Annotated in this window: 13 protein-coding genes; 7 read left to right on the forward strand and 6 right to left on the reverse strand. The window is 75.6% G+C overall.

All coding sequences use genetic code 11. From position 1 onward, the window contains the following. Positions 1–12: 12 nt before the first annotated feature. Entirely contained in the window at positions 13–1,965 is a 1,953-nt protein-coding gene (locus ACI79X_RS16570) for an FUSC family protein (protein WP_457026513.1), read from the reverse strand. Between the two features lie 248 nt (positions 1,966–2,213). Between ACI79X_RS16570 and ACI79X_RS16575 the strand changes: the two genes are divergently transcribed. Genes ACI79X_RS16575 through ACI79X_RS16595 form a run of 5 tightly spaced genes read left to right on the forward strand, consistent with a single transcriptional unit; the run spans position 2,214 to position 6,920 of the window. Continuing rightward, entirely contained in the window at positions 2,214–3,050 is an 837-nt protein-coding gene (locus ACI79X_RS16575; protein WP_457026514.1) for a Nif3-like dinuclear metal center hexameric protein, read from the forward strand. Between the two features lie 25 nt (positions 3,051–3,075). Beyond that, positions 3,076–3,432 (forward strand): DUF3311 domain-containing protein, encoded by a 357-nt coding sequence (locus ACI79X_RS16580; protein WP_457026515.1) that lies wholly within the window; start codon positions 3,076–3,078, stop codon positions 3,430–3,432. Positions 3,433–3,435: 3 nt separating this feature from the next. Beyond that, positions 3,436–5,079, forward strand: coding sequence for a monocarboxylate uptake permease MctP (gene mctP / locus ACI79X_RS16585; RefSeq protein WP_457026516.1), 1,644 nt, complete (start codon positions 3,436–3,438; stop codon positions 5,077–5,079). Positions 5,080–5,088: 9 nt separating this feature from the next. Then, positions 5,089–5,829, forward strand: coding sequence for a zinc ribbon domain-containing protein (locus ACI79X_RS16590; RefSeq protein WP_457026517.1), 741 nt, complete (start codon positions 5,089–5,091; stop codon positions 5,827–5,829). Next, positions 5,826–6,920, forward strand: a complete 1,095-nt coding sequence (locus ACI79X_RS16595) for a bifunctional RNase H/acid phosphatase (RefSeq protein ID WP_457026518.1) — start codon at positions 5,826–5,828, stop codon at positions 6,918–6,920. Before ACI79X_RS16590 ends, ACI79X_RS16595 begins: the two co-directional genes overlap by 4 nt. Before the next feature lie 62 nt (positions 6,921–6,982). Here the strand turns inward: ACI79X_RS16595 and ACI79X_RS16600 are convergent, their stop codons facing one another. The 3 genes from ACI79X_RS16600 to ACI79X_RS16610 are packed head-to-tail and all read right to left on the reverse strand — an operon-like array spanning position 6,983 to position 9,470. Beyond that, positions 6,983–7,726 carry an amino acid ABC transporter ATP-binding protein gene (locus ACI79X_RS16600; protein WP_457026519.1) on the reverse strand — a complete coding sequence of 248 codons (744 nt, stop codon included), beginning with the start codon at positions 7,724–7,726 and terminating at the stop codon, positions 6,983–6,985. After that, positions 7,723–8,631, reverse strand: a complete 909-nt coding sequence (locus ACI79X_RS16605) for an amino acid ABC transporter permease (RefSeq protein ID WP_457026520.1) — start codon at positions 8,629–8,631, stop codon at positions 7,723–7,725. The genes ACI79X_RS16600 and ACI79X_RS16605 overlap by 4 nt, the downstream gene beginning before the upstream one ends. Then, positions 8,592–9,470 carry an ABC transporter substrate-binding protein gene (locus tag ACI79X_RS16610; protein WP_457026521.1) on the reverse strand — a complete coding sequence of 293 codons (879 nt, stop codon included), beginning with the start codon at positions 9,468–9,470 and terminating at the stop codon, positions 8,592–8,594. The genes ACI79X_RS16605 and ACI79X_RS16610 overlap by 40 nt, the downstream gene beginning before the upstream one ends. 157 nt (positions 9,471–9,627) lie before the next feature. Between ACI79X_RS16610 and ACI79X_RS16615 the strand changes: the two genes are divergently transcribed. Further along, a complete protein-coding gene (locus ACI79X_RS16615; protein ID WP_457026522.1) occupies positions 9,628–10,218 on the forward strand; it encodes a dihydrofolate reductase family protein in 591 nt (196 codons plus the stop codon). A 136-nt stretch (positions 10,219–10,354) separates the two neighbouring features. After that, the gene (gene nadA / locus ACI79X_RS16620; RefSeq protein ID WP_457026523.1) at positions 10,355–11,386 is read left to right on the forward strand and encodes a quinolinate synthase NadA; all 1,032 of its coding nucleotides are present in this window, start codon (positions 10,355–10,357) and stop codon (positions 11,384–11,386) included. A 1-nt stretch (position 11,387) separates the two neighbouring features. On the opposite strand, the gene ACI79X_RS16625 is transcribed toward nadA, so the two are convergent. Further along, positions 11,388–12,620 carry an SLC13 family permease gene (locus ACI79X_RS16625; protein ID WP_457026524.1) on the reverse strand — a complete coding sequence of 411 codons (1,233 nt, stop codon included), beginning with the start codon at positions 12,618–12,620 and terminating at the stop codon, positions 11,388–11,390. Between the two features lies 1 nt (position 12,621). Beyond that, on the reverse strand, positions 12,622–13,374 hold the full coding sequence (locus ACI79X_RS16630) for a sulfite exporter TauE/SafE family protein (protein ID WP_457026525.1): 753 nt from the start codon (positions 13,372–13,374) through the stop codon (positions 12,622–12,624). Between the last annotated feature and the right edge of the window lie 19 nt (positions 13,375–13,393).

Raw genomic sequence — 13,393 nt, forward strand, 5'->3', positions numbered from 1 at the left:
TACAAGGGCCCCTCAGTCGCCGGGGGCGGCCGTCTCGGGGCGGCGGCCGGGGGCGGCGTCGCGCACCAGCCGGCGGGCGGCGTCGACCTCCCGGGCGACGGGGGCCAGCACGCCCTCCGCGTGGATCTCGGCGTCGTCGGGCGGGCGGTGCGCGCGGACGTCGTCCTCCAGCTCGCGCAGCGCCCGCCGCAGCACCGCCACCTGCGCCGGGTCCGGTGCCTGCCCGCCGTGCCGGACGGCGATGACGGCCTCGGTGACGGCGTCGGCCGTCCGCTCCAGCTGCACGATCACCGGCCACCAGGCGCCCGCGCGGGTGCTGATCGGTGGCGGCTCGGCCAGCCGGCGTTGCAGCTGGGTGTGCAGCTCGGTGAGCGCCCGGTAGGCGCGCCGGCGCGCCCGCCGCCGGACCACGGCGTCCCCGCCGAACGCCGCGCCGACGAACTCGTCGAGGGCGAGGGCGGCCGCGCGCATCGCCTCGTCCAGCGGCGCCCGCCAGGTCTGCGGCCACAGCAGGTAGCCCGCGACCAGCACGATCGCGCAGCCGATGAGGGTGTCCACCAGGCGCGCGCCGACCAGCCCGGGCCCGCCCGGCACGGCGAGGTCGAGCAGCAGGATGATCACCGGCGTCTGGAACACCGAGAACAGGCCGAAGTTGGCGCCCCGCGCCCACGGCAGCAACCCCGCGCCGACGGCCATCGCGGCGACCACCCAGGCGTCGCCGGGCAGCACCGACAGCAGCAGCGAGCCGATGAGGACGCCGAGCAGCGTGCCCGCGCCGCGCTGCACCGCGCGGGTGAACACCGACCCGAAGTCGGGCTTGAGCACGATCGCCACCGTGAGCAGCACCCAGTAGGGCCGCTCGATCGGCAGCAGCTGGCGGGCGACCTCGGCGATCGTCATGCACAGCACGAGGCGCAGCGCGAAGTCGCGGGTATCGGGGCTGCCGAGGGTGCGGTCGGCGACGTCGCGCAGCCGCTCGCGCCACGGCGGGCGGTCCTGCGGCACGGCGGCGCCGGCCCGCTCCTCGGGGTCGCCGACCACCGCCCACGCCAGCCGCACCCCGTGCCGGACGGCCCGCTGCTGCGGCGCGCCGTCCTCCAGCGCCGGCGGCCGTTCGGCCGGCAGCTCGCGGGTGCCGGTGACGGCCGCGGCCAGCGCGTGCACCGCGGTGACGTCGTGCGGGTCGGCGTGCACGCCCGCCCGGGCGGAGGCGACGGCGGCCTCCACCAGCGGCGCGGTGGCGTTGAGGACGCCGGCCAGTTCCGAGAGCTCCCGGTTGCGCCCGGCGGCGAGGCTGCGGGTGCGGATCACGCGGTCGTAGGCGGCGTTGAGCGCGGTGGTGAGCTCCCGCCGGGCGTCGTCGGTGCCCTCGGTGCCGACGGCGGTGAGCAGCCCCGCGATCCAGGTGAGGACGGCGGCCACCGCGGTGCGGTCGGGGTCGGCGGGCTCGGTGGCGGCCTGCACGAGCGTCGCGAGCGTCGCCCACGCCGCGCCCGCGGCGAAGAACGCCACCTCCGCCCAGGCCGGCAGCGAGGTGACCAGGCCGGAGGCCAGCGCGGTGTAGACGAGCAGCTGCAGCGCGCCCAGCGACATCGCGGAGTTGACCGCGCTGATCAGCGCCGCGGCGAGCGCGAGCAGGGCGACCACCAGGACGGGCAGCACCCCGCCGCCGCTGGCGAACTGCCCGGCCACCAGGCCGACGGCGCCGAAGCCGACCGCGGCCGCGGTGCGGCGCAGCCGGTCGCGCAGCGGCCCGCCCTGCGGGGCGAGGGTGGCGGCGAGCGCGCCGGTGGTGCCGAAGACGCCGGCGCCGAGCGCGTGCGGCCCGCCGACGACGAGCGCCACGGCCAGCGGCGCGGGCACCGCGACGGCGAAGCGGGCGACGTCGCGCCACGGCACCGGCGGCGGCGAGGTGCGCACCAGCTCCTCGAGCCACGCGGGTGCGCGCAGCGACCTGTCCGCCACGGGGCCGAGCCTGCCACCCGGGGACGGGTGGGCCCGAGTCGCGGATGATCAGGTGGGCTGATCGTGTCGCGTCCTGGCTCACCGCCGACGGTGAGCCAGGACGTCCCACGCTGAGCCAGGACGCCGGCGGCGCCACAGCCGCGTCGGACGGCTGGCGCGGTCGCCCGCCCTCGAGGCCCCGGCGCCGGTCGGCTGCTCGCCCTCCTGCCGGCGTCCCCCGACCGGCCCGGCCTCTAGGGTCGGCGGCCGTGACCGCCACCCTGGGCGAGGTCGTCGCCGCGCTGGAGGCCCGCTACGACCCGGCGCTGGCCGAGGGCTGGGACGCCGTCGGGCTCGTGTGCGGCGACCCGGACGAGCCGGTCGAGCGGGTGCTCGTCGCCGTCGACCCGGTCGCCGCCGTCGTCGACGAGGCCGTCGCCGCCGGGGCGCAGCTGCTGGTCACCCACCACCCGCTGTTCCTCACCGCGGTGCACGGCGTCCCCGCCGACGACCCGAAGGGGCGGCTGGTGCACCGGCTCGTCCGCGCCGGGTGCGGGCTGTTCGTCGCGCACACCAACGCCGACCGCGCCGCCGACGTCGGCGTCAACGACGCGCTGGCCGCCGTCCTCGGGCTCACCGGCGCCCGGCCGCTGGAGCCGGTGGCGCCGGGCTCGCGGCAGGGGCTGGGCCGGGTGGGGGAGCTGCCGCGGCCGACCACCCTCGCCGGGTTCGCCGCGCACGCCGCGGCGGTGCTGCCCGCCACCGAGGGCGGCGTCCGCGCGGCCGGGGACCCGGACCGCCCGGTGCGCACGGTCGCCGTCTGCGGGGGCAGCGGCGGCTCGCTGCTGCCGGCCGCCGCGGCCGCCGGCGCCGACGTCCTGCTCACCAGCGACCTGCGGCACCACCCCGTCTCGGAGTCCCGGGAGGGCGGGGGACCGGCCTTGTGCGACGTGACACACTTCGCGTCCGAGTGGCCCTGGGTGCCCGTGGTCGCCGACGTGCTGGCCGCGGACCTGTCCGGCCGGGTCGCGGTGTCCGCCTCGCGGGTGCGCACCGACCCCTGGACGGTGCACCGGGCCTCGACGACGGGGAACGACCCGGCCTGACGGGCCGGCGGAGGAGGGGGACCGGATGGCCAGCGCGGTGACACCGCCCGCAGGCGGGCAGGGGAGGGCGGGCGCAGCGCCCGTCCGGAGCGACCGCAGCCCGTGGAACTGGCTGCTGCTGGTGCCGATCGTGGTGCCGCTGCTGGTCCCGCTGTTCAACCGCGTCGAGCCCACGCTGTTCGGCTGGCCGTTCTTCTACTGGGTGCAGCTGCTGTTCGTCGCCCTCGGCGTGCTGACCACGGTGGTCGTCTACCGGGCCACCCGGCGCAGCCCGGCCGACCAGGCCGCCGCCCGCGCCGCGGTCGCGCGGGACAGCGCACCGCGGGACACCGCCGCTCACGACACCACCGCACACGACACCGACCGGGACGGGGGGCGCTGAGCCGTGGACGGGGTCAACGTCGTCGAGCTGTCGATCGTCGTCTTCTTCTTCGTCGTCGTCACGGTGCTGGGGTTCGTCGCCTCGCGCTGGCGGCGCGCGGAGAGCCTCATGCACCTCGACGAGTGGGGCCTGGGCGGGCGCAACTTCGGCACCTGGGTCACCTGGTTCCTGCTCGGCGGTGACCTCTACACCGCCTACACGTTCGTCGCCGTCCCGGCGCTGATGTTCGGCGCGGGCGCGGCCGGCTTCTTCGCCGTCCCGTACACGGTGGTCATCTACCCGCTGGTCTTCCTCGTGGTGATCCGGCTGTGGTCGGTCAGCCACGTGCGCGGCTACGTCACCCCGGCCGACTTCGTGCGCGCCCGGTTCGACTCCCCGGGCATGGCGCTGCTGGTCGCCCTCACCGGGATCGTCGCGACGATGCCCTACATCGCCCTCCAGCTGGTGGGCATCGAGGCGATCCTCAAGGCGATGGGGGTCGAGGGCGAGCTCCCGCTGATCGTCGCCTTCGTCATCCTCGCGCTCTACACCTACAACTCCGGGCTGCGGGCGCCGGCGCTCATCGCGTTCGTCAAGGACACGCTGATCTACCTGACGATCATCGTCGCGGTCATCGTCATCCCGGTGAAGCTGGGCGGCTGGGACGCCATCTTCGGGGCGGCCGAGGAGAAGTTCTCCGCCGGCACCGGCGCCGGGGTGATCCTCCCGGCGACCGGGCAGCTGGGCTACGCGACCCTCGCCCTGGGCTCGGCGCTGGCGCTGTTCCTCTACCCGCACTCGCTCACCGGCGTGCTGGCCGCCAGCAACCGCGACGTCCTCAAGCGCAACATGAGCGCGCTGCCGGTCTACAGCCTGGCGCTCGGCTTCATCGCGCTGCTCGGCTTCATGGCCATCGCCGCCGGCGTCACGCCGATCGGCGAGGACGGCAACACGATCGTGCCGGTCCTGTTCCAGGAGATGTTCCCGAGCTGGTTCGCCGGCGTCGCCTTCGCCGCCATCGGCATCGGCGCGCTGGTGCCCGCGGCGATCATGTCCATCGCCGCGGCCAACCTGTTCACCCGCAACATCTACAAGGAGTTCCTGAAGCGGGACGCCACCCCGCGGCAGGAGGCGCAGGTCGCCAAGATCGTCTCGCTGGTGGTCAAGTTCGGCGCGGTCGCGGCGATCCTGTTCATCGACCCGCAGTTCTCCATCGACCTGCAGCTCATCGGCGGCGTGATCATCCTGCAGACGCTGCCGGCCGTGGCGCTGGGCCTCTACACCCGCTGGCTGCACCGCGGCGGGCTCATCGCCGGCTGGTTCGCCGGCATGGCCTCCGGCCTGCTCATGCTCTACAACATCCCGCGCCTCGGCCCGGACGGCACGGTCGTGCGCGAGCACTTCGGCGGCTCGTCGTTCGCGCTGTCCAAGCTGGGCCTCGACGTGGCCTCCAGCGTCTACACCGGGCTGCTCGCGCTGCTGGCCAACCTGCTGGTCGCCGTGCTGGTCACGGTGGTGCTGCGGGCGATGAAGGTGTCCGACGGCGTCGACGCGACCGCGCCGGCCGACTACACCGCCGAGCGCGAGGACCCGACCTTCCGCGACCTGCCCGACCCGCTGGAGTCCGCCCCGCCCGGAGCGACGGGAGGCGAGACCGCCCGCAGGTAGGTTGAGCGGGTGAAGGCCGACCACTTCGAGCAGCAGAAGCTCCTGGCGCTGGCCGACGAGGACGTCGCGCTCACCCAGCTCGCCCACCGGAAGCGGACGTTGCCGGAGGTCGCCGCCGTCGAGGCGGCCGCGGAGTCCGAGCGCACCTTCGCCGAGGCGGAGGTCCGCGCGGAGACCGAGGTGCGCGACCTCGACCGGGAGCAGAAGCGGCTCGAGGCCGACGTCGACACCGTCCGGCAGCGCGCCGACCGCGACCGGTCCCGGATCGACTCCGGGGCGGCGACGCCGAAGGAGATCACCTCGCTGCAGTCGGAGCTGCAGTCGCTCGCGCGGCGGCAGTCCGACCTCGAGGACCAGGTGCTCGAGCTCATGGAGCGCCGGGAGACCGCCGACGCCGCGCTGGTCGCCGCCCAGACCGGGCGGGCCTCGGCCGTCGCCGACCGCGAGCGGGCCGAGCAGCTGCGCGACGACGCCCTCGCCGACATCGCCGACTCGACCTCGCGGCACCAGGCCGCGCGGGACGAGGTCGCCGGCGGGATCTCCGCCCCGCTGCTGGCGCTGTACGACCGCATCCGCACCCAGACCGGCACCACCGGCGCGGCGATGCTCAAGGCGCGCCAGTGCCAGGGCTGCCGCATCGAGCTCAACGGTCGCGAGCTCGCCGCCGTCCGCAACGCCGACCCGCACGAGGTCGTGCGCTGCGAGAACTGCGGCCGGATCCTCGTCCGCACCGCCGAGTCCGGGCTGTGAGCCGGCGCTTCGTCGTCGAGGCCGACGGCGGCTCCCGGGGCAACCCCGGGCCGGCCGGCTACGGCGCACTGGTGCGCGACGCCGACACCGGGCGGGTGCTCGCCGAGCGTGCCGCCTCGGTCGGGCGGGCCACGAACAACGTGGCCGAGTACGGCGGGCTGGTGGCCGGGCTGCAGGCCGCGCTCGACCTGGACGCGAGCGCCGACGTCGAGGTCCGGATGGACTCCAAGCTCGTCGTCGAGCAGATGTCGGGGCGCTGGAAGATCAAGCACCCGGACATGCAGAAGCTGGCCGTGCAGGCGCGGGAGATCGCCCGGCGGCTGGGCAGCGTCCGCTACACGTGGGTGCCGCGCGCGCAGAACGGCGCCGCCGACGCGCTGGCCAACAGCGCGATGGACGGCCGGCCCGTGCACCGCGACCTCGCCGCCGAGCCCACCGTGGTGGAGGACGACGTCCAGCCGGCCGCCGAGCCCGCACCGCCGGTGACCACGGTGACGCACCTGCTGCGGCACGGGCGCACCGAGCACACCCCCGAGCGGCGCTACAGCGGCCGCAACGACCTGCCGCTGTCGGCCACCGGGCGCGCGGAGGCCGAGGCGGCCGCGGTCCGCGCGAAGGAGCTGGGCATCGAGGTCGTCGTGGCCTCGCCGCTGCGCCGCACGCGGGAGACCGCGGAGGTCGTGGCCGGTGCGCTCGGCCTGCCGGTGGAGCTCGACGACGACCTGGTGGAGCTCGACTTCGGCGACCTCGAGGGCCTGACCGGCGCCGAGGCGCAGCAGCGGCACCCGCTGGCCGCCCGCCGGTTCATGTCCGACGTGACGGTGGCCGCGCCGGGCGGCGAGTCGGTGGCCGACGTGTCCCGCCGGGTGGCCCGGGCGCGGGCGCGGCTGCTCGAGCGGCACGCCGGGAGGACGGTGCTCGTGGTCAGCCACGTCACGCCGATCAAGCTGCTGCTGGCCGCGGGCCTCGGCGTCGGCGACGAGGTCGTGCACCGGGTGTTCCTGGAGGCCGCGTCGCTGTCGACGGTCGCGTGGAGCTCCGACGGCCGCACCTCGGTCCGCGTCGTCAACGACACCGCGCACCTGCGGTAGCCCGAGATCTGCACACTCGGGGCTCTCGCGCGCGCGAGCCCCGAGTGTGCAGATCTCGCGGACTACAGGCGGCCCGCGTCGATGACCCGGGAGAGGAACTGCCGGGTGCGCGGGTGCTCCGGCTCGCCGAGCACCTGCGCCGGCGGGCCGGACTCCAGCAGCACGCCCCCGTCGAGGAAGGCCACCGTGTCGGCCACCTGGCGGGCGAAGCCCATCTCGTGGGTGGCCATCACGATCGTCATGCCCTGCGCGGCCACCTCGCGCACGAGGGCGAGCACCTCGCCGACGAGCTCGGGGTCCAGCGCGCTGGTCACCTCGTCGAGCAGCAGCACCCGGGGGCGGACGGCGAGCGCGCGCACGATCGCCACCCGCTGCTGCTGGCCGCCGGAGAGCCGGTCGGGGTACTCGGCGGCCTTGTCGGCCAGCCCGATCCGCGCCAGCAGCCCGCGCGCCTCCTCGACCGCCTCCGCCGTGGACCGCCCGTGCACGGCGGTCGGCGCGAGCGTCACGTTGTCGAGCACCGACAGGTGGGGGAAGAGGTTGTAGGCCTGGAAGACGACGCCCATCCGCCGGCGCACCCGGTCGGCGTCGACCCGCGGGTCGGTGACGTCCTCGCCGTCGAGCAGCACCTGGCCGTCGTCGACGGTCTCCAGCAGCGACGCGCAGCGCAGCAGCGTCGACTTGCCCGACCCCGACCCGCCGATGAGCGCCACCACCCGGTGCTCGTCGACGGCGAGGTCCACGCCGCGCAGCACGACGTTCGGCCCGAACGCCTTCACGATGTTCCGGAGCTCGAGGACGGTCACAGCAGCGATCCGCTCTGCTGGCGGCGGCGCGCCCGCGCGGTGACGGCGTCGGCCAGCCGGGCCGACGGGACGGCGAGCAGCACGAACAGCAGCCCGGCGACGACGTAGGGCGTGAAGTTGAAGGTCTGCCCGACCTGGATCTGCGCGGAGCGGACGGCGTCGATCGCGCCCAGCACGGAGATCAGGCCGACGTCCTTCTGCAGCGCGACGAAGTCGTTGAGCAGCGCCGGGGTGACCGTGCGCAGCGCCTGCGGCAGCACCACGATCCGCATCGTCTGGCGGTGGGTGAGGCCGAGCGAGCGGGCGGCGGCGCGCTGGCTGGGGTGCACCGACTCGATGCCGGCGCGGAACACCTCGGCCACGTAGGCGGAGTAGACGAGCACGATCGCCGCGGTCCCGAGGACGAACGGCGACGTCGGCACGCCCTGCAGGCCCAGCGCCGGGAACCCGAAGCCGACCAGGTACAGCACGATGATCAGCGGGATGCCGCGGAAGAGGTCGACGTAGACCGTGGCGAGGATCCGCAGCGGCGCCCACGCCGGCCCGCGCAGGGTGCGCAGCGCGGCGGTGCCCAGCCCGACGAGGAGCACGAGCAGCCCGCCGACGACGAGCACCTGCAGGTTCACCAGCAGACCCTCGGCGATCTCCGGCAGCGCGTCGAGCGCGGCCGAGGGCGAGAAGAAGGTGGCCTGCACCCGCGGCCAGCCCGGCGACCGGGTGACCGCGAGGTAGGCGACGACGGCGAACAGCAGCGTCGAGGCCAGCGCGACCAGCGTCGAGCGCCGGGCCCGGCGGGCGCGCCAGGCCCGGCGCTCGAGCTCGAGCGCGCTCGGCGGGGGCAGCGCCCCGCCGGGGAGGACGGTGCTCAGGACAGGACGGGCGCGTCGGCGACGTCGGAGAGCCACTGCTGCTCGAGGTCGGCGAGCGTGCCGTCCTCGCGCAGGGCGTCGACGGCCTGGCTGACGCAGTCGGTGAGCGGGCTGTCCTTGGCCAGGAGCAGGCCGAACTGGTCGCCACCCTCGCCGGAGTCCTCGATCTGGCCGACGATCACGCCGTTGTCGAGCTCGGCGGCGGTGATGTAGAAGGCCGTCGGCAGGTCGACGACGATGGCGTCCACCTGGCCGTTCTGCAGCGCGAGCTTGGCGTCGTCGTTGGTGTTGAACACGACCGGGTCCGTCTCGGGGTCGATCACCGTGGTGAGGACGTCGAGGCTGGTGGTGGCCACCTGGGCGCCCAGGCGCAGGCCGCGCAGCTGGTCGAGGCTCGCGGCGCCGTCGGCCGCGGAGCCGGCGGTGGTGATGACCGCCTGGCTGACCGTGTAGTACGGCGAGGAAAAGTCGACGGCCTGCCGGCGCTCCTCGGTGATGGAGAACTGGTTGATGTCGAAGTCGAAGGGCCGCGGTCCGGGCTGGATGGCGGCGTTGAACGGCACGCGCGTCCAGGTGACGTCGTCCTCGCCGTACCCGAGCTGCTCGGCGACGGCGTAGGCGACGGCGGACTCGAAGCCCTCCCCGTTCTCCGGGGTGTCGTCGACCATCCACGGCTCGTAGGCGGGCTGGTCGGTGGCGATGGTCAGCGTGCCCGGCTCGAGGGTGTCGAGCTCGTCGGGCGTGCAGGCGCCGGTGGTGGCCGAGCCGCTGCCGGAGGAGGCGCCGGCGTCGGTCGACTCCTCCTGCGGCGCGCACGCGACGACCGCGAGCGTGGTGGCGGCGGCCAGGACGAGGGGCAGGGGGCGACGGCGCATGGGGGTCCCTTGACTGAGGTCGGTGCGGCGCGGAGATCGTAGGTCCGGGCCGGGTGTGTCCGGCCTCACCTCGCGTCGTCAACCGATGAGTTGAGGACGGTGGCGTCGTCTGTACCGCAGCGGCTCCGCCGGGGAGCCGGGACGCAGGAGGTGCGCCATGGGCGCGGTGGTGCTGTTCGCGGCGGTGTCGCTGGACGGGTTCGTCGGCCGCGACGACGACATGCCGGGGCCGCTGTTCGAGTGGTACGGCAACGGCGACGTCGAGGTGACCTTCAGCGACCCCGGCCGGCCGTTCCGGGTGACCGCCCCGACGGCGGGATTCCTGCGGGAGTTCGCGTCGCGGGTCGGCGTCATCGTCTGCGGCCGCCGGCTGTTCGACCTCACCGACGGCTGGGGCGGCGTGCCGCCCAACGGCGAGCACGTCGTCGTCGTGACCTCCCGCCCGGCCGACGACTGGCCGCACCGGGACACCGCGCCGTTCTCCTTGGCCCCCGACGTGCCGACGGCGGTCGAGCGGGCGCGGCAGCTCGCGGGCGACCGGGACGTCACGGTGAGCGCCGGCGACGTCGGCGGGCAGGCGCTGCGGGCGGGCCTGGTCGACCGGGTGGTGCTGGCGCAGGTGCCGGTGGTGCTCGGCTCGGGCCGGCCCTACTTCGGCGCGGGCGGCCCGCCGGAGGTCCTGTTCGAGGACCCGCGGGTGGTGCAGGGCAGCCGGGTGACGTTCCTGGTGTACGACGTCCGGCGGTGAGGTCCGGCGGTGAGGTCCGGCGGGAAGGCCCGGCGGGAAGCGGGCCGGGGCGGCCGGCGTTGCACCGGGCACACCCCGGTCCGGCCCCTGACGGCGGGACGGGGACGATGAGCCCCCCGCATCTCCGAGGAGCCCCGTGACCGCGACCATCGCGCCCGCCACCCCCGCCGTCGCCGGCGACGAGCGCACCCTGTCGCCCGCCGAGTACGAGACCTGGGCGGCGGAGGTCCGCCGGCTGGCCGACGAGCGCGGCGCGGTCGTGCTCGCGCACAACTACCAGGTGCCCGAGATCCAGGACGTCGCCCACTTCACCGGCGACTCGCTGTACCTGTCGCGGGTCGCCGCGCAGACCGACGCCCGCGAGATCGTCTTCTGCGGCGTCCACTTCATGGCCGAGACGGCGAAGATCCTCTCGCCGGACAAGACGGTGCTGCTGCCCGACCACGCGGCCGGCTGCTCGCTGGCCGACTCGATCACCGCCGAGCAGCTGCGCGAGTGGAAGGCGCAGCACCCGGGCGCCGTCGTCGTCAGCTACGTCAACACCACCGCCGCGGTGAAGGCGGAGACCGACATCTGCTGCACGTCGTCGAACGCGGCCGACGTCATCCGGTCGATCCCCGAGGACCGCGAGGTCCTGTTCTGCCCCGACCAGTTCCTCGGCGCGCACGTCAAGCGCGTGACCGGGCGGGAGAACATCCACGTGTGGGCGGGGGAGTGCCACGTGCACGCCGGCATCAGCCCGGCCGACGTCCGCGCGCAGGTCGCCGCCCACCCCGACGCGGAGATCCTCGTGCACCCCGAGTGCGGCTGCACCACCTCGGTGCTCGACCTGGTCAGCCACGGCGACCTGCCCGCCGACCGCACCCGCGTGCTGTCCACCGGCGGCATGGTCGAGGCCGCGGCGCGGACCTCGTCGGGCCAGGTGCTCGTGGCCACCGAGGTCGGCATCCTGCACCAGTTGCGGGCGCTCAACAGCGGGACGGCGTTCATCCCGATGAACGAGCGCGCCGCCTGCCGCTACATGAAGATGATCACCCCGGCCAAGCTGCTGCACACGCTGCGGAGCGGCGAGGGCGCCGTCGACGTCGACCCGGAGACCGCCGCCCGCGCCCGCCGCGCGGTCGAGGCGATGATCGCCATCGGCGAGCCCGGCCGCGGCGGGGAGTGAGCTAGAGGGCGAGCCAGAGGGCGACGGTGGCCGCGAGCAGCGTCAGCGGCACCGTCGCCAGGCCGATGGCGCTGAACCGCGCGGCCGACGGTGCCCCGCTGCCGAGCGCGCGGCGCCACAGCAGGTTGGCCAGCGAGCCGGCGTAGGTCAGGTTCGGCCCGACGTTCACGCCCACCAGGACGGCGAGCACCGCGCCCGGGCCCACGGCCGCGGCCACCGGGAGCAGCGCCAGCGTGGCCGGCAGGTTGTTGACCACGTTGGCCAGCACCGCGGCGACGACGGCGACCGCCAGCAGCTCGCCCAGGCCCTCGCCGTCGGGCAGCAGCCGGGCCAGCCCCTGCTCGAGCCCGGCGCCGAGGACGGCCTGCACCACCACCGCCAGCCCGCAGACGAACAGCGCGAACGGCAGGTCGGCGGCGGCCACGACGTCGGCCGCCGCCAGCCGCCGGCGGCGCACCAGCCGGGCGGCCAGGACGGCGACGCCCGCCACCGCCGGCCACGCCGGCGGCAGGCCCGCGAGCGATGCGGCCCCGAAGCCGAGCGCGGTCAGCCCGACCACGGCCAGGGCCGCCCGCGGCGCCGGGGGCACCTCGGCGACGGGCGCGGCCACGGGCACCGCGAGGTCGGCGCGGAACAGCCGGCGCAGCACCAGGTACTCGACGGCGACCGCGGCCACCCAGGGCCCGGCCATCAGCCCGGCGAAGGCCAGGAACGACAGCCCGCTCGCGGAGAAGGCCAGCAGGTTGGTCAGGTTCGACACCGGCAGCAGCAGCGACGCGGAGTTGGCCAGGTGCCCGGTGGCGACGGCGTGCGGCCGCGCCGGGAGCCCCATCCGTGCCGCGGTGGCCAGCACGACCGGGGTCAGCAGGACGACCGTGGCGTCCAGGCTGAGCAGCGCCGTCACCCCCGCGGCGAGCAGCACCACCCGGCCCAGCAGCGCGCCGGCCGAGCGCCCCGCCCGCCGGGCCGTCGCCGCAGCCGCCCAGGTGAACACGCCCTCCCGGTCGGCGAGGTCGGCGAGCACCAGCACGACGACGAGGAACGCCACCGTGGGCAGCACCTCGCGCACCGCCGTCTCGGCCGCGGCGAACCCGACCGCGCCGACCGCCACCAGGTAGACCGCGCCCACCACGGCGACCGCCGCCGGGGGCACCCGCCGGGTACCGGCCGTCGCCGCCGCGAGGGTGGCGGCCAGGACCACGCCGGCGGTGCCGAGCGCGACCGGGTCGGTCACCTCAGACCCGGGTGAACAGGTAGACCGAGACCGCCACGCCGAAGGCCACGATGAGCACCCGCAGCGGCGTCGCGGGGATGCGGCTGGCGATCCGCGCGCCGGCGAACCCGCCGACCAGGCTGGCCGGCGCCGCGACGGCGACCACCTCCCACGCGATCGGCCCGAACAGCCCGAAGACGACCAGGGTGACCGTTGCCGTCACCGCCGACAGCGCCGACTTGAGCGCGTTGGCCAGCGCCAGCCGGTGCAGCGCCGTCCCGAGGACACCGACCAGGATCACGCCGAGCGCCCCGCCGAAGTAGCCGCCGTAGACGGTGGCGAGGAACAGCGCGACGTAGAGCCACCACGGGTCGCGCACGGCGCCGTCGTCGCGGTCGCGCAGCCGGCGGGTGAGCAGCGGCTGCGCCGCCAGCAGCAGGCTGGCGAGCAGCACGAGCACCGGGACGACGACGTCGAAGGCCTCGGTCGGCGTGGTCAGCAGCAGCACGCTGCCCGCCGTCCCGCCCAGCACCGCGACGACGCCGAGGCGCACCAGCCGCCCGCGCTGGCCGGCGTACTCGCGGCGGAAGCCGAGCATCCCGCCGAGGTAGCCGGGCCACTGCGACACCGAGTTGGTCACGTTGGCCGCCACCGTGGGCAGGCCCAGCGCGACCAGGGTGGGGAACAGGATCAGCGACCCGCCGCCGGCGATCGAGTTGATGACGCCGGCGAGGAGCGAGACCGCCGCGGCGATGACCAGGTCGGCGGCGGACACGGGGCGGGAGCCTACGGTG

Source organism: Geodermatophilus sp. SYSU D01119 (genome assembly GCF_054049975.1).